This is a genomic window from Paenibacillus sp. FSL R7-0179 (assembly GCF_038002265.1).
In the GTDB taxonomy this organism is placed as follows: domain Bacteria; phylum Bacillota; class Bacilli; order Paenibacillales; family Paenibacillaceae; genus Paenibacillus_AQ.
The window spans coordinates 876848-902926 of sequence record NZ_JBBOCC010000002.1 but is presented as its reverse complement, the minus strand read 5'-3'; the positions used below and the strand labels follow the sequence as shown (position 1 = coordinate 902926).

General features: G+C 54.1%; 23 protein-coding genes. 7 read left to right on the top strand and 16 right to left on the bottom strand.

Features of this window, described 5'->3' with window-relative positions; translation table 11 throughout:
- Positions 1-111 precede the first annotated feature (111 nt).
- Positions 112-2742: a YhgE/Pip domain-containing protein gene (locus MKX63_RS20585; RefSeq protein WP_341019686.1), complete on the bottom strand. Its 2631-nt coding sequence runs from the start codon at positions 2740-2742 to the stop codon at positions 112-114.
- Between the two features lie 202 nt (positions 2743-2944).
- On the opposite strand from MKX63_RS20585, the gene MKX63_RS20580 reads away from it, so the two are divergent.
- From MKX63_RS20580 to MKX63_RS20560, 5 genes are all read left to right on the top strand, one after another.
- Complete coding sequence (locus tag MKX63_RS20580) at positions 2945-3472, top strand: hypothetical protein (protein WP_341019685.1); 528 nt, start codon at positions 2945-2947, stop codon at positions 3470-3472.
- A gap of 241 nt (positions 3473-3713) precedes the next feature.
- Positions 3714-6311, top strand: coding sequence for a beta-L-arabinofuranosidase domain-containing protein (locus MKX63_RS20575; protein WP_341019683.1), 2598 nt, complete (start codon positions 3714-3716; stop codon positions 6309-6311).
- Between the two features lie 128 nt (positions 6312-6439).
- The gene (locus MKX63_RS20570; protein ID WP_341019682.1) at positions 6440-7294 is read left to right on the top strand and encodes an AraC family transcriptional regulator; all 855 of its coding nucleotides are present in this window, start codon (positions 6440-6442) and stop codon (positions 7292-7294) included.
- Positions 7295-7450: 156 nt separating this feature from the next.
- Positions 7451-8047 (top strand): sigma-70 family RNA polymerase sigma factor, encoded by a 597-nt coding sequence (locus MKX63_RS20565; RefSeq protein ID WP_341019681.1) that lies wholly within the window; start codon positions 7451-7453, stop codon positions 8045-8047.
- Entirely contained in the window at positions 7986-9293 is a 1308-nt protein-coding gene (locus tag MKX63_RS20560; protein WP_341019680.1) for a DUF4179 domain-containing protein, read from the top strand. Before MKX63_RS20565 ends, MKX63_RS20560 begins: the two co-directional genes overlap by 62 nt.
- A 516-nt stretch (positions 9294-9809) precedes the next feature.
- On the opposite strand, the gene MKX63_RS20555 is transcribed toward MKX63_RS20560, so the two are convergent.
- The 4 genes from MKX63_RS20555 to MKX63_RS20540 all read right to left on the bottom strand — a co-directional run bounded on the left by MKX63_RS20555 (position 9810) and on the right by MKX63_RS20540 (position 14113).
- A complete protein-coding gene (locus MKX63_RS20555) occupies positions 9810-10772 on the bottom strand; it encodes a glycoside hydrolase family 43 protein (protein WP_341019678.1) in 963 nt (320 codons plus the stop codon).
- A gap of 31 nt (positions 10773-10803) precedes the next feature.
- The gene (locus tag MKX63_RS20550) at positions 10804-11640 is read right to left on the bottom strand and encodes a carbohydrate ABC transporter permease (protein WP_076155496.1); all 837 of its coding nucleotides are present in this window, start codon (positions 11638-11640) and stop codon (positions 10804-10806) included.
- Positions 11641-11664: 24 nt separating this feature from the next.
- On the bottom strand, positions 11665-12555 hold the full coding sequence (locus MKX63_RS20545) for a carbohydrate ABC transporter permease (RefSeq protein WP_341019676.1): 891 nt from the start codon (positions 12553-12555) through the stop codon (positions 11665-11667).
- A 160-nt stretch (positions 12556-12715) separates the two neighbouring features.
- Positions 12716-14113: an ABC transporter substrate-binding protein gene (locus MKX63_RS20540; protein WP_341019674.1), complete on the bottom strand. Its 1398-nt coding sequence runs from the start codon at positions 14111-14113 to the stop codon at positions 12716-12718.
- Between the two features lie 459 nt (positions 14114-14572).
- On the opposite strand from MKX63_RS20540, the gene MKX63_RS20535 reads away from it, so the two are divergent.
- Together MKX63_RS20535 and MKX63_RS20530 are read left to right on the top strand one after the other, a co-directional pair.
- Positions 14573-15532 (top strand): ArsR/SmtB family transcription factor, encoded by a 960-nt coding sequence (locus MKX63_RS20535; RefSeq protein WP_341019673.1) that lies wholly within the window; start codon positions 14573-14575, stop codon positions 15530-15532.
- A gap of 117 nt (positions 15533-15649) precedes the next feature.
- On the top strand, positions 15650-15808 hold the full coding sequence (locus tag MKX63_RS20530; protein WP_036697952.1) for a hypothetical protein: 159 nt from the start codon (positions 15650-15652) through the stop codon (positions 15806-15808).
- A 562-nt stretch (positions 15809-16370) separates the two neighbouring features.
- Here MKX63_RS20530 and MKX63_RS20525 read toward each other — a convergent pair.
- From MKX63_RS20525 to MKX63_RS20475, 11 genes are all read right to left on the bottom strand, one after another.
- Positions 16371-17141 carry a class I SAM-dependent DNA methyltransferase gene (locus tag MKX63_RS20525; protein ID WP_341023154.1) on the bottom strand — a complete coding sequence of 257 codons (771 nt, stop codon included), beginning with the start codon at positions 17139-17141 and terminating at the stop codon, positions 16371-16373.
- 22 nt (positions 17142-17163) lie between these two features.
- Entirely contained in the window at positions 17164-18087 is a 924-nt protein-coding gene (locus MKX63_RS20520; protein WP_341019671.1) for a CvfB family protein, read from the bottom strand.
- Entirely contained in the window at positions 18084-18431 is a 348-nt protein-coding gene (gene rsfS / locus MKX63_RS20515) for a ribosome silencing factor (protein ID WP_036725699.1), read from the bottom strand. Before rsfS ends, MKX63_RS20520 begins: the two co-directional genes overlap by 4 nt.
- On the bottom strand, positions 18428-19006 hold the full coding sequence (yqeK, locus tag MKX63_RS20510) for a bis(5'-nucleosyl)-tetraphosphatase (symmetrical) YqeK (RefSeq protein WP_341019669.1): 579 nt from the start codon (positions 19004-19006) through the stop codon (positions 18428-18430). Before yqeK ends, rsfS begins: the two co-directional genes overlap by 4 nt.
- Positions 18990-19580 (bottom strand): nicotinate-nucleotide adenylyltransferase, encoded by a 591-nt coding sequence (locus tag MKX63_RS20505; protein ID WP_341019668.1) that lies wholly within the window; start codon positions 19578-19580, stop codon positions 18990-18992. The genes yqeK and MKX63_RS20505 overlap by 17 nt, the downstream gene beginning before the upstream one ends.
- A 16-nt stretch (positions 19581-19596) precedes the next feature.
- Entirely contained in the window at positions 19597-19887 is a 291-nt protein-coding gene (gene yhbY / locus MKX63_RS20500) for a ribosome assembly RNA-binding protein YhbY (RefSeq protein WP_341019666.1), read from the bottom strand.
- A 51-nt stretch (positions 19888-19938) separates the two neighbouring features.
- On the bottom strand, positions 19939-20817 hold the full coding sequence (gene aroE / locus MKX63_RS20495) for a shikimate dehydrogenase (protein ID WP_341019665.1): 879 nt from the start codon (positions 20815-20817) through the stop codon (positions 19939-19941).
- 20 nt (positions 20818-20837) lie between these two features.
- Positions 20838-21959, bottom strand: a complete 1122-nt coding sequence (gene yqeH / locus MKX63_RS20490) for a ribosome biogenesis GTPase YqeH (RefSeq protein ID WP_445323560.1) — start codon at positions 21957-21959, stop codon at positions 20838-20840.
- Between the two features lie 8 nt (positions 21960-21967).
- Positions 21968-22492 (bottom strand): YqeG family HAD IIIA-type phosphatase, encoded by a 525-nt coding sequence (locus MKX63_RS20485; protein ID WP_036697929.1) that lies wholly within the window; start codon positions 22490-22492, stop codon positions 21968-21970.
- Between the two features lie 95 nt (positions 22493-22587).
- On the bottom strand, positions 22588-24831 hold the full coding sequence (locus tag MKX63_RS20480) for a DUF4129 domain-containing transglutaminase family protein (RefSeq protein WP_341019663.1): 2244 nt from the start codon (positions 24829-24831) through the stop codon (positions 22588-22590).
- Positions 24828-26078: a DUF58 domain-containing protein gene (locus MKX63_RS20475; RefSeq protein WP_341019660.1), complete on the bottom strand. Its 1251-nt coding sequence runs from the start codon at positions 26076-26078 to the stop codon at positions 24828-24830. Before MKX63_RS20475 ends, MKX63_RS20480 begins: the two co-directional genes overlap by 4 nt.
- Position 26079: the final 1 nt, after the last annotated feature.

The window sequence follows — 26079 nt, the reverse complement described above, 5'->3', positions numbered from 1 at the left end:
AATCCAGATATTCCTATATCATAAATCCCTTAATTAGGCAGGTCAATCTGGTTTGAACGGTTCAAAAGTGGTTGACAAAGACGGAATTTTTGTTATATATCCCCATTTCCTTCAAGAAATCAGCTTCGACTTCTCCACCTTCGCAGCTGTTCTGCGGATGAAGCCCTGCAAGGGCTTGCGAAGCGTCAGGCCAATGAGAAGCGAAAGAACACCGAATAGAACCAGCAGCAGCGCATCCCGGAACGCAACCTCAGGCAGCAGACCGCCTACCCCTTCCCGGAGCAGACTGATGGCGTAGGTAAAGGGCATATACGGGTTAATCGCCTGGAATACATGCCCGGTGGTGCTGATGGGGAAGGTGCCACCGGAGCTGGAGAATTGCAGAACCATGAATACAATAGCTATCCCCTTGCCGATGCTGCCGAATACGGAGACCAGCGTGAAGATGATCGTCACAAAGATGAGACTGATAAGCACAGCAGACAGAACGAACCACACCGGGTCAGCTACATAACAGCCCAGCAGAAAAATATTGCCCAGTACGGCTACCAGCGCCTGCAGTATACCTATTGTAAGGAACGTCAACAGACGCCCCAGATAGACCTGATAGCTGCGGTAGCTCCTCCCTCCGGAATCTACGCTGGTACGCAGCAGCGAGATCATCAGAGTGCCGCCCACCCACAGGGACAATACGACATAGAACGGGGTCATCGCTGACCCGTAGTTGGGAATTGGATATAAGTTCTGCTGCCGCAGCACAACCGGATTGGCCAAAAAATCGCTTTGGCCCTGAATATTGCCGCTCAGCAGCTCTGCTACCTCCTTCAGGTCCACCTCCTGCTTGATTCCGCGCAGCGCCTTTGCCCCGTGCCGGACAGAGGCGATCAGTGCAGGCAGATCACTGCGCACCCAGGCTGCAGCACGGTTCACGCCCTGACCAGCCTGCGGCAATCCGGTCGTGATCACATCCGCTGCCCTGCGGAATTTCACCTCCGCTGCCGGCAACTCCTTTCTGGAGTATTCGGCCACCTCGTGAATCTGCCCGCCCACTTGGGGAAGCTCCGCCTGAACGCGCGGAAGCACGTTCGCGAACAGATTATGGAGCTGCGCCATCTTCTGCGTGAGATTGGCCGCTGCGCCGTGCACCTGCTCACGGACCGCCGGCAGCTCTTGCGCAAGCGCGGTCAGACCGTCTTGTCCATACCGGATGACAGCCCCCGCTTCATCCAGCACGGTATCCAGCGCCTCCAGCCGCTGCGGAACCTGCTGCAGCGCCCCGGCGGCCTGCCCCGCATCGGCGGTCAGCCTGCCCAGCGCCTGCCCCAGCGCAGGCATTATCTCCGCGTTGTAGCGCGGGATGATCCCGTCCAGAGCAGCTGCCGCCTGCGCCGCTGCCTCACGGACCTGCTGCAGCCCGGCAGTCCCGGGCTGTGCCGCCTGCGCCGCTGCCTGATCGGCGGCGCTGCGGTAGAGCTCCCGCGCCGCCGCGATGGCGTGGAGATCCCCGGCGCCCGCAGTGCCGGGCGCCAGGACATTCACGGCGGCGAGCATCCGCCCTGTATGGGCAAGCCCTTCGGCAGCGGCTGACAGCCGGGCCGAAGCAAGCGGCAGCCGCGCGGCGTCAGAGGGCGCGGCCCACTGGACCGCCGTGTCCCCGGCCTGCTGCAGCAGATAGAGATGCTGCTGCAGCACCTCCGGGACAGCCGCGAAGGCGGCGGCGTTCCTGTCCAGGAACTGCTGCAGCTTAAGCCCGAAGCTGCTGCCTGCGGCGGCCAGGCGATCCGCCGCCGGAAGAGCCTGGGCCGCCGCCGCGATGACGGACCGGGCCTGCTCCAGCCGGTCCATGGCCCGGCCCAGCACAAGGTCCACCTTCCCGAAGTTCGAATCCAGCTCCGACACGAGCAGAGCGGCGCGTTCAAGCTTCGGCAGCTTGTCCTGCAGCTGGTTCAACTGCTCGGCGGCGTCCGTAATCTGCTGCCAATGCCCGTCAATCGCCTCTGCCGTCTTTCCCGCCTGCTCCACCTCCGGCAGCCTTGCGGTCAGTCCGGCAATCCGCGCGGCCGAGGTGGAGATCTCCGGCCAGTCCCGCTGGAGCTTCAGCACCAGCCGGCTGGCCTTCTCCAGCTCCGGCAGCTCCGCCTCCAGCCTGAAGAGGCCGGACTCCACCCGGCGGATAGCCGGCAGCTCGGACTGGAACTCCTTATCGATTCCGTACAGGGAGGTCAGCACTGTACTGCTTAGCGTTTTGGTGAAATGCTCCGTAATCTGCGCGGTGACGGTGGATGCGCCTTTGTCCGTGATTTTTGGCGCAATCGCATTGATCTTCTCATTCACGGTATACTCAAGCTCAGGCTTCTCCAGCTTCCCCTTCAGAATACCGGTCATCCGCTCCGAGAACTCCGGAGGAATGACGATGCTGGCATAGTAATCGCCGCGCCGCACCCCCTCCACCGCCTGCTGCGCATCGGTGAACCGCCAGCCGAGCTTCTTATTGCTCCGCAGACTGTCCAGCACCTCTGCCCCGATATTGAAGCGGGTACCCTTGACTTCTGCGCCCTGATCCAGACTGGCAACCGCGATGTTTATACCGGAGGTATTACTGTAGGGGTCCCATACCGCCGCCACATTCAACCAGTCATAGATGGAAGGCAGTATAACAAGCGCCGCGATAAGCAGCAGAGCAACGGGGATTTTGAACAGCCTGAGCCAATCTGTCTGGTATATTTGCCAAATCTCCTTCACGGCCAGTCATCCTTTCGCCTCATGTTGTGTATACCTTAATAAGCCCTAATATGCCCTGGAAAGAAGCAATACATAAATAGTTGCAACATTTCTGCTGAACCAACGTTTATTAGGGTATAAACAAGTTTGAGAATATGCCGGCAGGGTAAATAAGGAGTGTAGACTCATGCCGTGTAAGATTAAGCCAAGGGGGAAATTCATAATGTTAAAAAACAAAAACGTCTACCTGCTTCCTGTTCTGGTCCTGTTGTTCCTTTCCCTCGTGACTACGGCAAGCACAACGATAAAAACCGCTGATGCCAAGAGTGACGGGGCAACCCAGCATCTGACGGTGTATATACATTCCTTAGAGAATCATAACGGTCAGACGACCCTTACCGGGGATGAGATCGAATGGTATGCAGGCGCAGCCGCGGATGCTATCTTCGCCCAGCGGGAGCCGGAATCCGCAGCCGAAATCGGCGGTGCCCCGGACGGTTACTATATCGTGAATGACAGCGACACGCTGACTACTTATACAGTAGCCCCGGATGCCAAGGTTACCATGCAGATTTATGACCACACCGGCAAGCTTGAAGACTTGGATACGAACTGGAACGAGTCGCTCACACTGGAGAAGTTCATACATGAATTCGCCAAGACGGATGTATTTGATCTTAGCGGTTCCCCTTATCACATCACGATCAAGGATGGCCAGATTGTATCGATCGTGCAGCAGTACACTCCATAAGGGAGTTGCTATTTTGATCCCTTCCATATAAAAACCTCAAGCCATAACCTGTTGCCCAGCAGCGGTTGTGGCTTTTTTGTTGTTCTTTTGTTCCGTCCGCAGACTCATTCTGTGGAATCTAACCTTTTCACACATATTCAATCCTATCACTATTTACCCCCAAGCCCTTTATCTATAAGCTTAAATATAGGATATTGATCCAGCAGTAACCCTACAGAATCCATAGGAATGAGGATGCAAAATGACAATTACACCCCATCAGCCGCTGGCGGCCCCGATTCAGGGTAAGCCCTTGTATGAGGAATACCGCATGGACCAGGTCCGTGTGTCCGATCCGTATATCGCAAACGCCTTTGCCAAGGAGATTGATTATCTGACCAGCTATGATCCGGACCGCCTGCTGGCGGGCTTCCGCGAGAACCGGGGACTGCCGAAGCGTGCCGACAAATATCCCGGCTGGGAGAACACAGAGATCCGCGGACACACGCTGGGCCACTATCTGTCCGCGCTGTCCCAGGCCTATGCCTGTACGCGGGATAACGGGCTGGCGCTCAGGCTGGACTATCTTCTGGAGGAGCTGGCCCTGTGCCAGCATGAGAGCGGTTACCTGTCCGCGTTCGGGGAACGCCTTTTCGATAATGTGGAGAACAAGCAGCCGGCCTGGGTTCCCTGGTATACGATGCACAAAATCATCGCCGGACTCACCTCGGCCTACTCTGCCACCGGCAGTAAGACGGCCTATGATCTGGCGGATAAGCTCGGTGACTGGGTCTACCGCCGCACAGCCTCCTGGTCTGAAGAGGTTCATCAGCGTGTGTTATCGGTGGAATACGGGGGGATGAATGACTGCCTGTACGACCTGTACAGAATTACCGGAAAGGCAGGCCATTTAAGCGCAGCGCATAGCTTCGACGAGCTGACGCTGTTCACTCCAGTCCATGAGGGCAAGGATATTCTCAAGGGCAAGCATGCCAATACCACGATTCCGAAATTCCTCGGTGCGCTGAACCGTTACCGGACGCTCGGGGCGAGCGAAGTCTTTTATCTGGAAGCGGCGGTGCAGTTCTGGGAGATGGTTGTCCATCATCACAGCTACATCACCGGAGGGAACAGCGAATGGGAGCACTTCGGCGATCCGGATATGCTGGACCGGGAACGCTCCAACTTCACAGCGGAGACCTGCAACACCTACAATATGCTCAAGCTGACCCGCGAGCTGTTCAAAATCACGGGAGATCCCCGTTACGCCGATTTCTACGAGAACACCTATCTGAACGCCATTGTGTCGTCACAGCACCCGCATACCGGGATGACGATGTATTTCCAGCCCATGGCGACCGGGTATTTCAAGGTGTACAGCTCGCCGTTCGAGCATTTCTGGTGCTGTACGGGCACCGGCATGGAGAGCTTCACCAAGCTGAATGACAGCCTGTATTTCCAGGATGCGGCCAGCATTGTGGTCAACCAGTACTTCAGCTCTACTCTGGACTCTGCCGCGCACGGCCTGATGCTGATCCAGTCGGCCAACTTGCCTTATAGCGATACTGTAGAGTTCAAAATCTCAGTAATGCAGCCTCAAGCTCAGTCCACCACGCTGAAGCTCCGTCTGCCGGATTGGCTGGCCGGAGAACCCGGGCTTCTATTGAACGGGCAGCCTGTGAACTTAGAGATCAGCGGAGGCTACCTCTTGACGGACAGAGTATGGGAAGACGGCGACACGCTGCAGCTCAAGCTGCCGATGAAGCTCGCACACTTCAGCCTGCCGGATGCCCGCCAGGTGGTCGCATTCAAGTATGGACCGGTGGTGCTGAGCACTGCTCTGGGCCAGAGTGATCTGTCTGTATCCGCTACAGGCGTTGCTGTAAGTGTCCCAACCCGCAACATGCTGGTGAAGGACTTCATCACGACGGTGAACGAGAGCCCGCAGGAGTGGCTGGCGCAGCTTGCGGACCGCGCAGTCCGGCTGGAGCAGGATGAACTGGCCTTTGCGCTGCGGGGAACGGATGAGGATCAGCGGCTGGTCTTCACTCCGCATTATAAGCAGCACAGTGAGCGTTACGGCATCTACTGGCGGCTGGTCGAGGCCGATTCGGCTGAGCTGCAGAAGCACATTTTACAGGGGAAAATCCGGCAGCGTGTACAGGACGCTACACTGGACAGCCTCCCAGTCGGCAATGACCAGTATGAGCTGGAGCATGGCATTGAGGGAGAGAACACCTCCGTAGCCACATGGGACGGATATAACATCCGCAAAGCGGAGAATGGCGGCTGGTTCAGCTACCGGATGAAGGTGGCGCCTCGTTCGGACAACTATCTCTCAGTCACTTATTTCTCAGGAAATAATGGTAAGAAAATAGCGATTTATGTAGACGGAGAGCTGATTGCGAGCGAGGTGCTGCATACGGATGAAGCCCGCAGCTTCTACGAGCGGAGTTATCTGATTCCTGCTGAAGCGGTTGGCGGCAAGACTGAGGTGGAAGTCAAGTTCACGGTTCCGGAGAAGGAAAACGGCATCTTCGACCTGCTGCGCATGATGACCGGTTATGATCACAATGCCGGACTGCGCCAGCTTGCCTTCAGTGAAGGAACGCTGTCCACCTCCTTCAGCGGCGGCATAACCACGTATAGCCTGAGCGTTCCGCAAACAGCAAGCCAGGTACAGCTGAACATTACACCACATCATCACAATGCACTGGTCTATGCAGACGGAATTCTGATCGAGGATTCACTTCCGCGCGAAATCAAGCTGCCGCATAGCCGTACTGAGGTGAATCTCACGGTTAAGGCGGAGGATCATGTTACGGTGCAGGAATATAAGCTTCAGATTGTGAAAGAATAGCTTCTAGCAGTATAGCCAATACTGTACCGCCCGGGGTTATCTCGGATGCAGCTTCTGCTGTATTCAAGATAGCCCTTATTTGATATGGTAATAGGATAAGACTATTTCCGTACCCGGGGGATGATGATATGACTGCGTTCACACTGCTGGTAGATAAGCCTGTACATCTGGAGATGACCGGCAAATTCGTGGCCCCCTCAGCGGAGTGGATTCACTTAAGCCGGATTTTGCAGGATTATGAGCTGATCGTTATGACCGAAGGCGTGCTGTACCTGGCGGGTGACAACCAGCAGTTCGCCGTGTCCAAAGGCGAGTTCCTGCTCCTGCCTCCGCTTACCAGACAATACGGGTACAAGTCTTCGGACTGTAGCTTTTATTGGCTGCATTTTCATGCTGCGAACGGCAGTCAGACTGCGGGCCCTGCTCCGTTAACTGACGATAAAGAAGGATATGTAATTCACCTGCCCCAATTCGGAACTCTGCGGAATGTGGAGAAAATCATCGTCATGATGAAGCAGCTCCAGGATTCGGTGCGGAGCTATAATCAGACGGTGCTGGGTAACTATATGTCTACCGTTATTCTGTGCGAGTTGTACAGCCAGACCCTTCCAACCGATGCCGATCCGTTCAAAAGAACCAAGCAGGAGCAGCTCTACCACGATATTGTAGACTACATCAAATGGAGCCGCAGTGAGCATATTAAGGTATCCCAGATCGCCGCCTATTTCGGCTATAACGAGAAGTATCTCTCCCATCTGTTCACTGTCATTTCCGGGATCTCCCTGAAGCAATATATTCTGCAGCAGAAGATGGAGCTGGCGAAATTCCTGCTGACCGACACCAACCAGAACGTCAGTGAAGTCTCATTGCAGCTAGGCTATAAGGATTGTCATAACTTCATGAAATCGTTCAAAAAAATTGTCGGCCTCACCCCTACCGGGTTCCGCAACGCTTATGCCAAGCGCCTGCTGTTCTACGAATGAGCATGAGCGCATCCGTCAGCTCCAGCCTCTTCTTCGCTCCCTCCACAGCCCTTCCAGAGACTAACGATTTCTCTGAATAGGCTGTGGATATTTTTTTGGGAGCATAATGAACTTTCCGGGCTGCTACGCACTCTTATCTGTGAAAGGGGTGAGCACATGAATATAAGCCGTCTTGTCAGATCCGCACAGCGCGGCAACAAAGAAGCATTGTTAGAACTAATCCTAACCGAACAGGACGCTTATTATCGTCTTGCCTATAGCTACATGAGGAATGAGCATGACGCGATGGATGTAATGGAGGATATGATCGTCACGCTCTATGAGAAGCTTGCGCAACTGAAGAAGCGCGAGGCCTTCTACAGCTGGAGCAAAACCATTCTGGTCAACCGCTGCAAAACAGTCCTCCGCAACCAGAACCGGTTCGTTCCCCTGGAGGAGAACGAGGCGCTGGAGCCTTCCCTTGAGGCATGGACTGCAGATAACCCGTACCGCTATACCGAGTCCGAAATGGATCTGTCCGTTCTGCTCGCGCAGCTGAATCCCCGGCAGCGGGAAGCGATTGAGCTGCGTTATGTCCACGATCTGCCGTATCAGACCATAGCGGATATTACGGAAGCGCCAGTCGGCACGATCAAGTCCAGAATCTCGCAGGGAATACAGAAGCTAAAAGCTATGATTGGAGGTGACCGTTATGAGAACGATCGAGGAGAGATTACAGGAGCATCAGCAGACCATGACGCCGTCAGAACTTGAAGGCAGATTGCGGAAGGCGCTGGAGCAGGCTCCGGTTAGACGGAAATCACGGGCTGGACGGGCACGGACCTGGGCCGCCACAGCTGCCGCAGCTATGTTACTGACGGTAGGGGTCTATCAGTATCCGGTATTGGCTTATTACGGCGGAAAGCTGTTCAGTCAAAGTGATCTGATTACACTGAACTTTGCTGAAGTGGTTAAGCAGGGCTACGGACAAACGGTCAACCAAAGTGAAACCCTTAAGGACGGGACCATCTTCACGGTCAAAGATGTGATCGCAGACGACAATAACCTGCTGATGCATTACAGTATACAGTATCCGCCCGGCCAGGTGTTTAAGGAGACGGACTTCTCCAATTACTCCTTCAGCAATATTAAAGGCTTGTTTACGGACTCTGCTCCTACCGGAGGCAGCGGAGATTTCAACCCGGACAAGACTGGGTTCGAAGGAGTATACAAATTTGAGCCGGTCAGCCCTTTCTCCAGGAAGTTGACTGTGAATCTCAATGCAAAGCTCACCACCGGAGAAAGAATTCAATTTCCCGTCTCCTTCAAATATGACCCGAACCTTGCCATGAAAAGTATCCTGGTCGCCGATATTCATCAAGCCGTTCCGGTGGATCAAGGAACCGTATACTATGACACGATTACGGCTTCCCCCACGTCAACCATTGTAAAAGGACATTATAAGATGGATAACGGGGAACATCCGCGATTCTCTGCTGCAACCAAACTATATGTCAATGGAATTGAAACGAATTTCCTGTCCATGAGGTCGGGTATCAATGAGAAAACGGGTGTCGCAGAGTTTCAGATTGAATATGATGCATTGCCGACAGACAAGCTGCAGAGTGTTGAACTTGTATTGGATAACTTCAGCGGATACCAGAAGGCCGGGCAGCCGATCCCGCTGGCCTCGCCCTCAGACCACTCCGTTACGGTCGGTCAGGAGAAGCTCTGGATTCGAAGTGTCACCAGGACTGCCGGCGGCTATGATATCGTGATCGCCGGGAGACAATTCACCAGTCTGGATAAGGATAGCTTAGCGGTTCAGGCCGGTGGAACGACTGTGCCTGTATCCTCCATCTCCGACTCGCGGCCCTGGGACCTGAAGAATGGCAACATCCTGCGGGAACGCACTTATTCCTTCCAGACACCAGAGAGACCGGAATTCCTGCAGATGGATGGTTTTCACTATATTAAGTACTATAGACATACTATTCCGGTCCCTGTAGGGAATAAATAGAGGCGTATGCACAGAGCAACTTACTAGTGACCAGCCAGCCCGGAAGTCCTGTGCGGAATACACTATACGGCTTACTCATTTGAAGCCATCTGCGTGGAAATCATGCACAGAATACAACAATGCTGCTCGGTAGAAGCGGCCTATGCGAAAATCCTGCACTAAATGCAACAATGTCAGCCCAACTAGCACCTTATCGTCCGAATTCCTGCAAAAGTTGCATCAATGCGCCATAGCCAGTAACAAATTTAGATAAATCCTGCAATTAGTGCAACAATGCGGCTAAATGGAAGCCGCCAGCTCGGAAATCCTGTACAAACAGCAGAGTACTGTTACAGCGCACCTCCGTCTCCTTATCCTGATTCCGCTGCTCAGCACCAAAAGTCCCGCCCCCTTCAAAGGGTTGCGGGACTCTTTGCCTTTCACTCTATGCAGCCGGTAGCCCGCCTGCGGAGCGGCTTTCAACAGATGTCCGCAGTTCTTCGTGTTATCCCACTCTCTTCCCGGCTGAAATCCGCCCTACTTCACGCCATCCCTCACCGGCACGCCGAAATCCGGCGTACCGTCCGCGTTCCAGTGCAGGCGCTGGGCGCGGGTATGGCGGTTCGGATCGTAGAGCGGGTCGCCGGTGATCTCCTTATAGTTACGGGCATGGTAAATCAGCACATCCCCGCCGTGCTCATCCACGGTGAAGCTGTTATGGCCCGGGCCGTATTGCCCGTTCTCTTCACTGGTCTGGAACACCGGCTCGGGATGCTTGGTCCAGGATGCAGCGTCCAGCAGATCGCTGTCCTCATCTGCGGTAAGCAGCCCCATGCAATAGTTGTGATCGGTGGCGCTGGCCGAGAAGCTCATGAAGATCCGGCCGCCCCGCTTCAGCACGGCAGCCCCTTCGTTGACCTTGAAGCCGATGACCTCCCAAGGATACTCAGGCGAAGAGATCATCGTCTGCGGACCCTTAAGCGTCCAGCCGTTCTCCATGGCTGAGATATACAGATTGGAGTTCCCGTCAATCTCTGGGTCCTTTTGCGCCCATACATAGTAATGCACGCCCCTATGCTCGAACGTTGTAGCGTCCAGCGCGAAGGATTCCCAGGCGGTTCTCACCTGCCCCTTCTCGGTCCACTCCCCTTCCAGCGGATTCGCTGAAGTATTCTCCAAGGCATACATCCTGTGGTCGAACAGCCCTTCCTTCGTCTCCGTGGTCCGGGCCGCCGCGAAGTAAATATACCATTTGCCGTCCATGTAATGAATTTCGGGTGCCCAGATATTAGCGCTGAGCGGGCCGCTCTCATATTTGCGCCAGGCCACTACCGGCTGTGCTTCCCGAAGTCCCTCAATCGTTAACGCTCTGCGTACTTCAATCCGGTCATATTCCGGCACAGAAGCAGTGAAATAGTAATAGCCGTCGGTATGCTTGTATACCCAGGGATCTGCACGCTGTTCGACAAGCGGATTAGTGTACTCTCTATTTGTATTCATTATGGTTTCTCCTTTGGTGGTCTTGTCTGTGTCAGCCCTTCACTCCGGAAATGGCAACAGATTCAATAATTTGCTTTTGGAAAACAAGGAAAATAATCAGCATCGGCAGCAGGGCAATAATCGAAGCCGCCATAATCAGCGGATAGTCCGTTTGGATTGCATAGGTCGCATTGAAGTTGGCGATGACCAGCTGAAGTGTCTGCTTCTCCGGTGAATTCAGATAGATGATCGGAGACAGGTAGTCGTTCCAGATGCCCATGAACCACAGGATCAGTTGTGCCGCCACTGCCGGCTTGATCAGCGGAAAAGTGATGGAGCTGTACAGACGGAAGTACGAGCTTCCGTCGATTTTGGCCGCTTCGATAATCGCATTCGGCACACTGCTGAGATACTGCCGCAGGAAGAAGATCATCACGATATTACCGAATAAGCCCGGCACAATCAGCGGCAGCAGTGTGTCAATCCAGCCCAGCTTCGAGAACATGAAGAACTGCGGAATCATGACTGCCGGATACGGAATCATCAGGGATGAGAGCATCAGGAGGAATATTTTATTTTTACCCGGAAACCGCAATTTAGCAAAGGAAAACGCCGCAAGACTGGAGGTGAACGTACCAACGATCGTTACCGTGACGGCGATAATCAAGCTGTTCTTGATCCCGCTCAGCAGCGGGCCCGCCTCCCAGATCTCACTGTATTTATCGAAATGGAACGGCCGCGGAATCCACACCGGAGGCAGAGCAAACACATCCTGCTTATCCTTGAACGAGGTGGACAGCATCCAGAGCAGCGGGCCGATCATGAACACCGCGCCGATTAAAAGTAGAACAAAAATAATGCTATGGGTAACTCTTCTTCTGCTCGTCATATTTATGGTCTCCTCCCTCTTCGGTTAATCGACATCGAACGATTGCTTCTCGTTCATTCGGAATTGGATAAGAGTCACAACAAATATGAACACGCCGAGGAATACTGCCATAGCAGAGGCATAGCCCATCTGGAAGTTGCCGAAGGCTTTTTGCCAAATGTAGAACACCACGGAGGCTGAAGCATATTCAGGCCCGCCTGTAGGGGTCATAATGTTCATCTCGGTAAAAATTTGCGATCCTCCAATAATATTGGTCACGATGATGAAAAACGTTACCGGGCGCACCATCGGCCAGGTGATATGCCAGAAGGACTTGAAGCCATTCGCCCCGTCCAGCTCCGCCGCTTCATAATAAGATCTGGAGACACTCTGCAGCGCCGCCAGATAGAGCAGCATCGTATAACCGAGGCCCTTCCATACTGCCATAATGATCAGCGCCGGCTTGACCGTATATTTATTCGCCATCCAGTTCGGCCCGCTGATTCCGAAGAGATCGAGGAACTGGTTGACGAGACCATAATCACCGTTATAGGCCCAGTTCCACATGATCGATACTGCGGCCAGAGAAGAAATAACCGGAACATAATAGATGACCCGGAATGCTGTAGTCCCGGGCACCCCCCGGTTCAGCCCAAGTGCCAGCAGCAGCGCCAGCGTAATGCCGATCGGAATGCCAAGCATCATGAACAAGGTATTGAATAAGGCCTTATGGAACAGCTCATCCGACCACAGATCCTTGAAGTTGCCTAGGCCGATGAAGTTCATCTGGCCGAGCCCATCCCAATCCGTGAATGAGCCATAGATTGAATAAATCATCGGGTAGAGCGTAAATATCAGCAGTCCCAGCAGCGGAGGCAGGATAAACAGAAATCCGTAGATTTTCTCCTTGCGGTACAAATTGGACTTAGCGTTCATTAGAATCACCTCAAATTCGGATAGTCCATAACTTTCCCCCAGATACTTTGCGGGGTTCCCAAAATATATACAAGTTTATCTCAGAATAAAGTGATGCCGGCCCGCTGTTACAGGAGACCGAGCATCACTTTGTATGCTAGATAAGAACGGTTTATAACCCTTATTTCTTGGATTTCGCCTCTTGCTCGACCGCTTTATCCAGCAGCTTTTGCATCTTCGGCTGTTCCGCCTTCACATATTCCTCCGGGGTAACCTTACCGTCAAGCACCGGCTGGATGTCCGTGTAGAACAGGTTATACCATTCAGCATTGTACGTGTAGTGGCCAGGCAGCACCCGTCCGTATTCATTCACAACCTGGAGGAATTCTTCCTTGTTCGCCGGTTTGGTCGTAGTATCAGCGGCCCATTCCTTAGCCATATCCATCAGGTTCGGGATTTGCACCTTAGCCTTCACCAGCGCTTCCATTCCCTCCTTGGAGGCCGTCAGATAGTTGATCAGATCCACGGCTTCATCGGGATGCTTGGTTTTGGCGGAAGCACCGATACCGAGTGAGCCGGTCCATGTTGCGGATTTGCCTGTGGAGCCGGCAGGATAAGGAATCAGGTCATAATCGAAGGGCAGCTTCTCGTAAGTGCTCATATCCCACGGACCTACCGGGAAAAAGGCCATTTCACCTTTCATCCAGCGCTGGTAGGTATCGAGTGTCTGAGCCTGCTCCGTAGATGGAGTAATGCCGTATTTCAGCTGCATGTCGGCGAAGAATTGCAGGGCTTCGATAAACTTGGGATCATCAATGGTAACCTTGGTCTTGGTAGCATCCAGCCAGTCCGCCCCGTTGCTCCAGACGAAGGAAGGCAAGGCCCATTGCACGTTGAAGCCCGCGCCGAATTGATCCAGCTTGCCGTCTCCGTCCTTGTCAATCGTCAGCTGCTGAGCGACTTTGATGAATTCATCCCAGGTGTAAGGTTTGTCTTTGTCCGGCAGCGGGATACCCGCAGCTTCGAACATGGTCTTGTTATAGCCGAGTGCAAAAGGGCCTACGTCCTTAGGCATCCCGTAGAGATTCCCTTGCCCGGCCATGGTGCCGTCGTAACGGTACAGATCCACGCCATATTTCCAGATGTTATTCAAATCAATGTTAGGGTTCTTCTCCACATAGCTGGTCAGGTCCAGCAGCACGCCGCTGTTCACATAAGCCTTCAGGTCACCGGATTCAAAATAGAATACGTCCGGCACGCTGTTCCCGGTAATAGAGGCTTTCAGCTTAGTCGCATATTGATCTGCCGCAGTCACAACGATCTTAACCTTGACGTTCGGATGATCGGCTTCATATTTTTTCACAACACCCTCATAAGCCTTCTGCTCGTCGGTTCCCCCACGGAACATGAAGGTAAGATTCTTGGTTTCCTTGGAATCCTTGCTGCCGGCATTCGCCGTAGCTTCGCTTCCGCTATTGCCCCCGGATGATGCATTGTTCTTCCCGCCGCAGCCTGTAAGTACAACCGATACCATCAGAACCAACGACAGCAGTGTGAACCAGCCCTTTTTCTTTAACACTGTAACCCCTCCTAGGATTTGCTGAGCAACTCGATTGATACAATCTATATAGAAGAACTAGGAACCTCACCGGCTCTGGTAGTTCAAGCTACCGTGTGATGCATATGCTTCATACTTTAATTAAATAATTGAGAAACAATTGAATGTATTCGCTTACAGGTATAAAATAGCATATATAAAGCGGAGTGTAAATATAAAAGTATAAATCTTTTTAAATAAACTCAAACTAAACGTTGTTTATTGTCCTTTTACTGAAAAAAATCATTCAATATTGACTTAACAGCGCATTGAGTGTTCACATTTATATAAAATAAATAGGCTTTAATTTTTACTTTTAGCTTAAATTTAATCGTTATCTACAAATAAAGGCAGAATACTTTCCTTTTAGGGCGGGTTAGTTTATAATTTTATAAAATAGTTTCGATTCTCATGACCTTAGTGGAAGAAGGTACCCTAAATATGATTTATATTAAAGATCTGATGAGCGGGATTGATATCTTCAAGGCGCTCAGCTCGGAAATCCGCATCCAGATTCTGGAGCTGCTGGCGACCAATCAGGCCCTGAATCTCAATGAAATTGCCAAGAAGCTGAATCTCAGCAACGGGGCGATTACAATGCATATCAAGAAGCTGGAGGAGAGCGGCTTAATTGAGATTAATACTGCCGTAGGCAAGCACGGAATTCAGAAGGTCTGCTACCTGAATAAGGATAAGCTGATGGTGGATCTGCGGAGCAAGGATGTGGATAATCTGTACGAGGTCGAGATTCAGGTGGGCCATTACAGTAATTATCAGGCCGTTCCGACCTGCGGTCTGGCCACCAAGGACAGCATCATTGGGGACTTCGATGAGCCGCGTTACTTCGCCGATCCCCAACGGATCGATTCCGAGATCATCTGGATGGCCGAAGGCTTCCTGGAGTACCGCATCCCTAACTATCTCAAAGCCAACCAGACCTTCCGGGAAATCCAGTTCTCCATGGAGATTGGCTCCGAGGCTCCCGGGTTCAACGACAATTACCCCTCGGATCTGTACTTCTATGTGAACGGCATCGAGATCGGCTTCTGGACCAGCCCCGGGGACTTCGGCGACATGCGCGGCACCTTCAACCCGGACTGGTGGCCTCCCCATCTCAACCAGTATGGCATGCTGAAGCTGATCCGCATTAATCAGGAGGGCAGCTTCATTGACGGCTGCCGCATCTCTGACATCACCTTGGATGACATTAAGCTGGATTACAAGAGCGAGCTGACCTTCCGTATTGCCGTCACCGACAAGCCGGTCAACAAGCGCGGCTTGACCATCTACGGCAAGCATTTCGGCAATTACAGCCAGGATCTGCTGGCGCGTGTGCTCTACAATGTGCATGAGGTTGAAGACCCTTCCGGCCAGGCGACTACAGCGGGAGTGGCAGATTGATCGTTTATAACAGACAGCCGCTCCCTGCCGCCGCTGGTATAAACTCGAAGTATAATTGTCCCGGCCTTAACCCACACTAACGAATGTCTTTCAAACTACCGTGAGGGAGTGTTTCGAATGCGTGAAGGGTTAATACCAGCCGTACTGGGGACCGTAGTTACTGCTTCGAGTGCAGCTTTTCTGGGGAGCAGATATAAGATCGCGGCAACCGGCATTCTTGGATTTGGTCTGGCGCATATTGTACTCGGCACCATCGATTTGTTCGAACACCGGTAAGCCTACTTGGAAGATGACCAGACCCTATCCATCGGATAGGGTCTGGTTTGCTGTGTTGTGCGGGAAGGAGCCGCTATACACCTCGTGCCCAGCTCGTTGCACCTTAATTCGCTGAAAATAGGCTAACGGCGGGAGTGAGGGGCAGAAGTGCCCCTGAATTCGCTGAAAGTGGGCTGTCGGCGGGAACGAGGGGCAGAAGCTAGCATTCGGTTTTTCGCACACAGTTGGTCTATGTACCAGTCACGCCGATTGTATGCTGTTTTCCACATACATTTGGTCCATATCAAGATCAAAGAAGGCCCTTACCCAATTCAGGTAAGGACCTCCCATACAACCTCAACCATATATGAAGCTCTAAAGAATTTAACAAGAAGAAGCAAAAAGGAACGGAGGGGAAATTTGGAACTGTAGGAGCGGGAGCGTCCGCCTTTGTCTGCGGATTTCTACCGCGAGCAGCGGTATTAAATCAAGAAATCTGCAGACAACAGCGGCCGGAAGTCCAAATGTTCTCCGCAGAGACGATTACGCTTCAAGGTTTCTTTCGCAGCTTCATTTCGCAGCCTCATTTCACAGCCACATAGAACAGCCGCTGTGCGGAATCATCCGCCGCCACCCACTCGAAGTCCGCATACACCGACACCTCGCTGAATCCGGCCGCAAGCAGCTCCTGCTTCATCCACTCCGGGTCATAGGCACGCTGGGTATGGGTCTCTTCGAAGCGGCGGTACGTGTCTGAGCGGCCCTCCTCGCAGGCGAAGATGGACAGGTGATGCTCAATCTCCCGGCGGGGGACGTCCAGCTCACAAGTCCAGATGTAGGAGATGTCGGGCTCATCCAGCACAAAAGGCTGCTCTTCCTCATAGCGGATCAGCGTGTTCGGATGATGCACATCGAACAAGAAGGTCCCGCCCGGCTTCAGTCCGTCATATGTACTGGAGAACACAGACCGGATGTCCTGCTCCTCCAGCACATAATTCAGACAGTCACAGAAGGAGATGACGGCGTCCACTGGCTCCGGCAGCTCCCATTCCTTCATGTTCTGCTGAACCCACTGGACACTGCCCTCCCGCAAAAAGCGCCGTCCCTGCGGCTGCTGCTCCAGCTTCCGCCGGGCAACGGACAGCATGTCCGAAGAGAGATCAATCCCCGTCATGTGATAACCGGCCGCCGCCAGCGGAATCGTCAGGCTGCCGGTACCGCAGCCAAGTTCGGCTACCGTGCGCGGCTTGCCGTATTTGCCCCATGCCGTCTCGGCAAAGGCCAGCCAATCCGGATAAGGCATATCCGCCATAAGCGCATCGTATACATAAGCAAATTTGCCATAGGAAGACACTGCGTACACCGCTTTCTCTATACTATTGGTTGTCGGAATCGCTGTCCGGTCCGGCCTGCTCCTCTTCGCGGGCAGCCAGATAGGTCCAGTTCTCCTTCTGGACAACCAGCCCTTCCTTCATCAGCTTGCCAAGCGCACGCTTGAACGCTGATTTGCTGATGCCGAAGCGCTGCTTGATAATATCGGGAGGCGTAGCATCCGAATACGGCATTCCGCCGCCCGGACGGGAAGCCAGGAAATCAAGCAGAGCCGCCGAATCCACATCACGCCCCACTTCCTTGCGGTGGCCCATGCTAAGGTTGACGCGGCCATCCTCACGGATATGCGCCACGCGAGCTTCAATCACTTCGCCCAGACGCAGCAAACGGGTGCGTTCAGAGGAGTGGACCATCCCGATGATGCCGAAGCCAAGAACACCAGCGTCTATAAGCACGAAGGTCCCCATCTGCAGAGGCTTGTACACCCGGGCGGTGACACTCTGCCCCTGCCAGGATTCCGGTGCAGGCAAGGCCAGCGGCGCAAGCTCCTGCTCTCCGGCCAGTTTGGCACGGAGACGTCCCTGCTTGTCATGCTCCATAATTGCGAAGACCTTGTCGCCAATCTGCGGACGCAGCTCCACCAGCTCAGGAAGCTCGCTGAGCGGCAGCAGCAGCTGCCGTCCAAGCCCCATTTCCAGGAAGCAGCCCAGCCGCGGATGAATATCCGCCACCTCCAGCAGCGCCATCTCGCCAAGCGTCAGATAAGGCTTCTTCATCGTAGCTGCAGGACGGTCCTCGGTATCGAAGAAAAGGAACACCTCAACCTTATCTCCGATCTTCGGCTTGCTGCCCACAAGCTCGGTGTAATGAAGCATGATATCCTGGTCGCCTGCGCTCAGGAAGTATCCGTAAGGGGAGACCTCCCGCATCACTTCAAGCGTAACCGTAGTTCCTGCAATCAGACTCATACCGTCTCCACGACCTTGGCATCCGACCACAGACGCTCAATATTGTAATATTCACGTTCATCGCGGTGGAAGACATGGACAATCACGTCGCCAAGGTCCATCAGTACCCAGCGCGCCGCATCCATCCCCTCAATGCCTTTGATCATTCCGCCAGCTTCATGAACTACCTTGCGCACCTCAGTGGCAATCGCCTGAACCTGGGTATCGGAATTACCGTGGCAGATGATGAAATAATCGCTGATCGGCGACACACTGCGCAAATCAAGAGCCACCACATTCATTGCTTTTTTATCCTGAACGGCGTGTAACGCCAGCTCAAACAGCTTGTTTGATTGTACACTCATTTTTTTTCCTCCAATGTTCTAACTAAATCGTTGCGCGCCAGCACCGTAAGCGGAAATACGACCCTGCGCTTCTCCAGCAGCACGCGAATTGTGGAATCCAGCCCGGCAATCAGCCCTTGCTCCAGACTGACCTTTGCCAGCCTGCGGATCTCCTCCACACCAGGGAAGTCCCGACCCGGCTCAATATAATCAGCCAGACAGACGATCCGCTCCAGCAGGCCCATGTTCTCCCGTCCCGAGGTGTGGTAACGGATCGCGTCCAGCACCTCCGAATCCTGAATACCATAATCATGTTTGGCGGTATAAGCACCCACCTCAGCATGCCATAGCTGCTTGTCATATTTCAAAAGCTCGGCGGATAATCCGTTCTGTTCAATGATCTCCCGCATCCGTTCTACCGGCCAATACTTGGCCACATCATGCAGGATGGCTGCGGTCTCGGCCCGCTGCGGGTCAGCGCCATAACGCTGCGCCAGCTTCACAGCAGACTCCATCACCCCGAGTGTATGCTTCCAGCGTTTGTCCGGCATCTGGCCGGATACCGCCTCAATCAGCGCTTCACGGCTGTACTCCATACAATCCACTCCTTTGAACATATTCATATACAGCATCCGGAACCATATAGCGGATCGACTTTCCCTCGGCGGCCCGGGCTCTGAGCATGGTGGAGGAGAGATCGACCAGCGGCATATCCGCCAGCAGCACTCTATCCGCAATGAACTCCGGCAGCAGTCCCAGATCCAGCGGAGTGCCCGGACGACCAACACCGATGAAGGTCAACCGCTTCACCAGCTCTTCGATCCCCTGCCACTTGGGCAGATACTGAACCATATCCGCACCCACGATGAAAAAGAACTCATGCTGCTGATATTCCTCCTGCAGGCTGATTACAGTCTCCAGCGTATAAGATACTCCGCCCCGCACGATTTCCCAGTCAAGAATGCCAAAGGAAGGGTGATTCTTCACCGCTCCCTCCACCATAGCCAGCCGCTGTTCACCGGTGGCCCCGGCCTCATGCTTATGAGGCGGGATATGCGAAGGCATGAACCAGACCTCCTGCAGAGCGTAGCTCTCGCGCGCCGTCTCAGCAGCCATCATATGGCCGATATGCAGAGGATCGAAGGTCCCTCCCATTATGCCTACTCTCAAGAGGTCAACCTCCTATCTAAGGGAGCTCAATCGTTTTGTTGTCGCGTGATTCCTTGTACAGAACGATAGTCTTGCCGATCACCTGAACAAGCTCCGAACCGGACTGCTCGGCAAGCGCGGCACCAATTTCCTTGGGATCATCAGCGTTGTTATTTAATACACTGATCTTCATCAGCTCGCGTTTCTCAATAGCTTCTTCAATGTGACGGATCAGATGATCGTTTACGCCGCCTTTACCGACCTGAAATACAGCATCCAGATGATGAGCCAAAGAGCGCAGATAACGTTTTTGTTTGCCTGTTAACATAAATGTGAAAACTCCTTAATTAACATATATTATTACCCTGTTCAGTGAAAATCATTTGCCCGGCACCTGGCCGAGGCAATCCGCAATAGTCTGCCGCATAATTGCGGCGGGCGCCACAAGCCCCGTCCAATACTCCAGGGCATAAGCTCCCTGGTAGACGAACATGCCCAGCCCGCCGTGCACGGTGCAGCCGCGCTTCAGACTCTCTGTAAGCAGCCGGGTATGCAGCGGATTATAGATCAGATCGCTGACGATCATCCCTTCATGCAGCCCGGATGGATCGATCGGCATGTCTTCCATATGCGGGTACATCCCTACGGATGTCGTATTAATTACAATATCCATGCTGCCAAGCACGCCGGGAACGGCATCCATCCCTGCTCCGCATAAGCTGCCCCGGCTGCTGAAGCTATCTGCCAGCTGACGGGCCCGTTCCTCATTACGGTTCACAATCAGGACCGAAGCCGCCTGCTCCTTCAACAGCGCCGAGACAATCCCTCTGGCCGCACCGCCGGCTCCAATCACCAGAATACGGGTACCGGTGAGATCCGGCGCAGCCTCTGTCTTAAGCGAGCGGACATATCCGATCCCATCCGTATTGAAGCCGGTCAGTATCCCATTGTCATTGACGATGGTATTGACTGCACCGACATCCACCGCACTTGAATCCAGCCGGTCCAGATACTCCATCACAGCAACCTTGTGGGGAATCGTTACATTCACTCCCCGGAAGCCAAGCGTCCTTATCGCCTGCACCGCATCGCCCAGCTTGTCCGGCGTGATGTGCAGCGGCACGTAAGCCCCGGAGAGACCGAGTGCCTGGAGCGCCGCCCCGTGCATCAGCGGGGATTTGGACTGGGCAATCGGGTCGCCCATCACACCCAGCAGAAGCTCCCCGTGACTCTGTGTGTTCCTGCCTGTCTCAGTCATGCCGCCTTCCTCCTGTATAATTAGATCAGCGACGGACGGGTTAGCACCTTGACGCCGCGCGGCACATGAACAGCTACTACCGCTCCGGCTGTACCGTTCACCTTGATCCAGCCCAGGCCGGAGATGAACAGGTCGGTCTCACTATTCCTAGCGATACGGAATTCATGCCGCTGCCACTGCGGCAGCTTGTCCATGTCGGCAGTTCCCGGCGGAGACAGCAGCTCGCCCCGGTGGTCTTGGTACAGGGAATCTGCACGCTCCAGCTTCGTACGGTGAATCTTCAGGGTGCCGCTGATGAAGCAGGTGAAGGACTGGCGTTCCCCCTGAATGAAGTCGAAGCGTCCCAATCCGCCGAAGAACAGCGACTGGCCTTCATTCAGCTGATAGACCGCAGGCTTGAGCGGATTCTCGGGCATCACTGCACCAAGATCCTTGCGCTCGACAAGTTCACTGTAGCGCCAAGGGTATACGATCCCAGGCGTATCAATGATGGAATGGCCGTCATCCAGCGGGATTTTCACCATATCGAGGGTGGTGCCCGGATAACGGGAGGTCGTCAGCTCCTCTTCCAGGTCACTGTAATCGGAGATCAGCCGGTTAATCAAGGTGGACTTGCCTACATTGGTAGCCCCGACGACATATACATCACGCTGGCCGCGCAGCTCGGTAACGGCCTCCAGCAGACGGTCGAAGCCCTGATTGCGCTTCGCGCTGACCAGGACAATCTCCGCCGTGCGCAGTCCCTCTTCCTTGCAGCGCTGCTGCATCCAGTTGCGCAGCCGGTTCCAGTTGGTTACCTTCGGCAGCAGATCGATCTTGTTCACCGCCAGGATGACCTGATTATTGCCGACGAACCGCTGCAGCCCGGAAATCAGACTGCCCTCGAAATCGAACAGATCCACGATGTGGATCACCAGTGCATTTTTCTCCCCTACTCCGCTTAACAGCTTCAGGAATTCATCCTGATTCACCGATACGGAAGAGGCTTCATTGTAATTCTTAATCCGGAAGCAGCGCTGGCAAATGACAGGCTCCCGCTCGAAGGCGACCTCCGGGATATAGCCGGGAAGCTCCTTGTCCACACTCTGGAGCTTAATGCCGCAGCCGCTGCATTTCTCAGGCCGGATCTTTTCATCGTTCATTGCATTCATTAAGATTTATCCTCCTCTTGCCACAATCCTTGCTTCCGCAGACGGGTCAAGGCAATCTGCTCCACTCTGCGGTTAATTCTTGTTCCTATTCCTTCATCCTTGACGGAGATGGGCAGCACGAGTACCGTGAACAGACCCAGCCGGTTGCCGCCGTATACATCGGTAAGCATCTGGTCGCCAACTACAATCGTCTGCTCCGGTCCCAGCTCCATCAGCTTCATGGCCCGCAGGAACGGGGAATTGCTGGGCTTCTTGGCCTGATGTACAAATTCAATATTCAGCGGGGTGGCAAAACGCGACACCCGGTCCATATTGTTGTTGGATACAATCACAAGCTTGAAGCCCAGTTCCTTCACCTTGGCGAACCAGAGCAGCAGCTCAGGAGTAGCCAGCGGCGCCTTGGCGCCGACCAGCGTATTATCCAGATCCGTAATAATTCCCCGATAGCCTTGGCGGTACAGCTCTTCCAGAGCGATATCAAACACCGTGTTTACGCGGAGCTTGGGGACTAATCTTTCGAACAATTCCTTCACCTCATTTTCATACAGGAAACTTGTAACCCGGCACTATAGGACTGCTCAAATTCCAGGGTCCGGCAGCATTTCATTACCATGGGGCATTACTTGCCGGACTTCATGCTTTTTCGCAGCCGCAAAGCTTCAGTATACACGCTGTGCCAGTCTTTGTCTTCAATAACCTCAGGGCTGTAATTCGCCCGCTCGAACATCTTCAGCAGTGCAGGCAGACTGCCCGCTGCTTGCGGACGTTCCGCGCTCCACCGTGCCACGGATTCGCGCAGGGTCTCATGCTCTTTCTTCAGCATACCCTTCCTGCGCATATACCTTACCCAGCGCTCCGTTTCTGCGATAACTTTTTGCGCCGGAGTCGGCTGAGCACCCAGACGCATGCGTGTAATCAGGAAGCGCAGGCTTAGCCGGCGCTGCCAGATCAGGAATAGGGTCCAGAGCAGGAGTACAGCGGCTGCTCCGGTCACAGCCCAGGTGCCGGGATGGAATCCGGCAGACTTGTCCGTCTGGCCCGATGCCGCCGGCTGAGACTCTTCCGGCTCCTCTTCCTGCACTTCAGGCTGGTCAGGAATATCCTGCTCACTCTGCGTGAGCACCGGGACATCGAAGCCAGGCGTTGCCTCTACAGGCACCCATCCGTAATCGCCGAAATAAATCTCGGCCCAGGAGTGGGCGTCCGCATTAGTAATCGTATAGTTATTATTCACATAACCGGCAGCACCCTGCTGAAGCATTACGCTATCCGGAATCTCGGCCTGCTCTCCTGGAGCATATCCCTTCACCCATCGGGCCGGTATATCCAGTGATCTTGCCATAGTAACAAGCGCCGTGGAATAGTAATCGCAGTATCCTTCCTTAATCTCAAACAGGAAGCTCTCGACCATGTCCTTGCTTCTGGCCCGTGAGGTATCCGGCTGATTCGTGTAAGGGAAGGAAGCTTGCAGATATTGCTGCAGCAGAATCGTCTTCTCGTATGGCGTCTGCGCTCTCGCCGTAATCTCCTTGGCCAGCGCGCTCACCCGCTCAGGATAGTTATCCGGGAGCTGGAGATACTGCGGATCGATATTCTTGTTGCTGTAGAGCTGCTCAAAGGTCTGCATGCTCAGTTCCTTAAGGGGAACCACCGGCACCTCCGAGGTTATCACATAGGTCTGCGGGTACGCTCTCGTTTTACCTCCGGGATTCCACAGCAGCTCACTGTCGTTACTCCGCCAGGATAAACCGCTGCTTTGTTCCTGACCATCCACCGAGTCTACCCCCGAGATCGAATAGCCGCCGAACAGAACCGGATAGCTGTTCCCTCCGAGCAGCTTGACGGTCTGCTTGAGTGTACGGGTCTCTGTCTTAGAGGCGGCTGCGCGCTCTAGCGGCTCACCCACCTGTACCTCGTTATGCTGTCCCCGGCCGGAGGTATCATCATCTGTCCAGCCTTTGCCCGAATACACGCTGCGGATTTCTCCGCGCATATAGGTGCGCAGATCGGAGGTCACTTGCATGACCGGCGAATAATCGAAGTTGAAGCCCCCGCCCAGATTGTCATCGTTCAGGCTGTAGCCCGATGTCGTCCCGTTCGCCGCTGACCCGCCGCTTCCGGCGTCCCCGCCCCCGGAGGAGGGTCTGGACGAGACCGAGTTACCGTTCCACTTTTGCCAGGCGGTATAAGGATCGGTCAAGGTGGGACGCACACCCGGCATGTTCACACCGACAAGGATGACCAGTGAGAATATAATCGCTATATTCAAGGCAACCTTCATCGGGTATCTCAGCATATAGGTCCAGCCGCGCGGATAGTGCAGCTGGAAATTCCTCAGATGCCGCGTGACCAGCCAGCCCATACCGGCAAAGACCGTCCAGGCTACCTCCTGCCACATGACCGCTACCGTGAACGAATCCAGCGCGGCGAAGGCCGTGATATTCGCTGCGACGAACATCAGAATCCTCGCCTTGCCGTTCACCCACCAGGCGGACACAAGCAGCAGCGCCCAAGCCCCCAGCGCAAACCAGATGTACGGATTCATCGATACCGCTATCCCCGGCAGCCGGTCAAGAAATGCCGGCAGCAGAGGATCAGGAATGTAGATGCCGTAACTGATAATCACGTTGTATACAATAAATACCACTGCCGCGCCTTCCAGCACTATGCGGTACACTCTTTTGAACGGAAAAATAATTTCAATAGCTGTAACGGCCAGCAGGGTTAACGCCACAGAAACGGTGGTCTCCTGCAGCCAGAAGGGCACCGTATAGGACACCCACTGCATAGCGATAATGCTCAGCCATAGTAGCGTCAGCCCGTGATGCCATGAGGAACGTATCGCCTGGAACCAGTTCTTCATCGGACCGAATCACCTCCAAGTACCGCAGGAAGCTCCTGAAGTGTGCTGATGCTATGTCCGGTAACGCCATGCGAGTGCAGGATATTCTGCCACTCACCGGCCCGGTATTTCCCGGAAGGATGAAGAACATGAATATGGGAAGGCGTCATCCCCCGGTTCTCCGCCCAGCGCAGCGTATCCAGCACCACTCTGCCGCTCTGCGGACTGATCAGTACGAAATACGACCCCTTGGGGAACAGCCGCTGGACACTCTCCAGCCTGTTAATCAGCGGCCCCTTGCCTTCCGCATTGATGTCAATTAAATACTGAATCATCTTTTGCCGCTCGGCATTGCCTTCCGCCGGACTGAACACCTTATTATGCTTATCCAGACAGCACAGGCCGATGCCGATCCGCTCCCGGATGCCGAAGCCGAGAAGAGAAGCCGTGACCGAGACCGCCAGCTCGAATTGTGCGGAGTTGTAATAGCCGCTGGAGGTGCCGTCCAGCACCAGAATGGTTCTGGGAACGGATTCATGCTCGAATTCCTTAGACTTCCACTCACCGGTCTTCGCCGTTGCATTCCAGTGAATGCGTGTCAGCCGGTCGCCGTAGACATAATCACGGACACCGTTGATCTGCGTGGTCTCGCGCCTGGACTGCAGCAGCGATACCTGCGGCCCCGACAGGCGCGCCTTGCGCTCGTACAGCTGCCAGCGCGGCACTACGACGGCCCGGGGCATGACCCGGAACTGGCCTTCTGCCTTGAAGGTTCCCTTGTGCTCCATCAGACCGAAGATGTCCTCGCTGAGAATATCCGTATTCTCAAAAGTATAACGGCCCCGCTCCAGCAGCGGTGTCTGGAACAGCAGCTCGCCCCGTCCGCCCATGTTCGGAATCAGGCTCTCCTCGAACACCCAGGACTCTCCGTTATGGCGCTTCAGAATTTCCCTTACGATCACGTAGGGCAAGGGCAGAAATCCCGGAATGGTCACTTCCAGCTTCACCTTGAGAAAGCCCCCGGCATAGAGCAGGTCCGGCTTATCCTGTTCGGAATAAAAGCTGCGTGTGCCTCTGGCCCGCCGGACCCCTTCAAGGCCGCCAATGAACAGATACAGAATGAGTACAGAGACCATGATGAACAGCATGAACGAGGTTTTGCCGCCCTGAAACAGCACGTAGAAGAGTGTGATGACCCAAATCGCCAGAACGCCCGTGAACTTCCTCAGCTCAATCGCAGCGGCAGCCCGTGTAAGTAAGGCTCTCATC

Coding starts and splice junctions, on each gene's coding strand:
- MKX63_RS20580 (WP_341019685.1), top strand. CDS start 2,945: ATGTTAAAAAACAAAAACGTCTACCTGCTTCCTGTTCTGGTCCTGTTG.
- MKX63_RS20575 (WP_341019683.1), top strand. CDS start 3,714: ATGACAATTACACCCCATCAGCCGCTGGCGGCCCCGATTCAGGGTAAG.
- MKX63_RS20570 (WP_341019682.1), top strand. CDS start 6,440: ATGACTGCGTTCACACTGCTGGTAGATAAGCCTGTACATCTGGAGATG.
- MKX63_RS20565 (WP_341019681.1), top strand. CDS start 7,451: ATGAATATAAGCCGTCTTGTCAGATCCGCACAGCGCGGCAACAAAGAA.
- MKX63_RS20560 (WP_341019680.1), top strand. CDS start 7,986: ATGAGAACGATCGAGGAGAGATTACAGGAGCATCAGCAGACCATGACG.
- MKX63_RS20555 (WP_341019678.1), bottom strand. CDS start 10,772: ATGAATACAAATAGAGAGTACACTAATCCGCTTGTCGAACAGCGTGCA.
- MKX63_RS20550 (WP_076155496.1), bottom strand. CDS start 11,640: ATGACGAGCAGAAGAAGAGTTACCCATAGCATTATTTTTGTTCTACTT.
- MKX63_RS20545 (WP_341019676.1), bottom strand. CDS start 12,555: ATGAACGCTAAGTCCAATTTGTACCGCAAGGAGAAAATCTACGGATTT.
- MKX63_RS20535 (WP_341019673.1), top strand. CDS start 14,573: ATGATTTATATTAAAGATCTGATGAGCGGGATTGATATCTTCAAGGCG.
- MKX63_RS20530 (WP_036697952.1), top strand. CDS start 15,650: ATGCGTGAAGGGTTAATACCAGCCGTACTGGGGACCGTAGTTACTGCT.
- MKX63_RS20520 (WP_341019671.1), bottom strand. CDS start 18,087: ATGAGTCTGATTGCAGGAACTACGGTTACGCTTGAAGTGATGCGGGAG.
- rsfS (WP_036725699.1), bottom strand. CDS start 18,431: ATGAGTGTACAATCAAACAAGCTGTTTGAGCTGGCGTTACACGCCGTT.
- yqeK (WP_341019669.1), bottom strand. CDS start 19,006: ATGGAGTACAGCCGTGAAGCGCTGATTGAGGCGGTATCCGGCCAGATG.
- yhbY (WP_341019666.1), bottom strand. CDS start 19,887: ATGTTAACAGGCAAACAAAAACGTTATCTGCGCTCTTTGGCTCATCAT.
- aroE (WP_341019665.1), bottom strand. CDS start 20,817: ATGACTGAGACAGGCAGGAACACACAGAGTCACGGGGAGCTTCTGCTG.
- yqeH (WP_445323560.1), bottom strand. CDS start 21,959: ATGAACGATGAAAAGATCCGGCCTGAGAAATGCAGCGGCTGCGGCATT.
- MKX63_RS20480 (WP_341019663.1), bottom strand. CDS start 24,831: ATGAAGAACTGGTTCCAGGCGATACGTTCCTCATGGCATCACGGGCTG.
- MKX63_RS20475 (WP_341019660.1), bottom strand. CDS start 26,078: ATGAGAGCCTTACTTACACGGGCTGCCGCTGCGATTGAGCTGAGGAAG.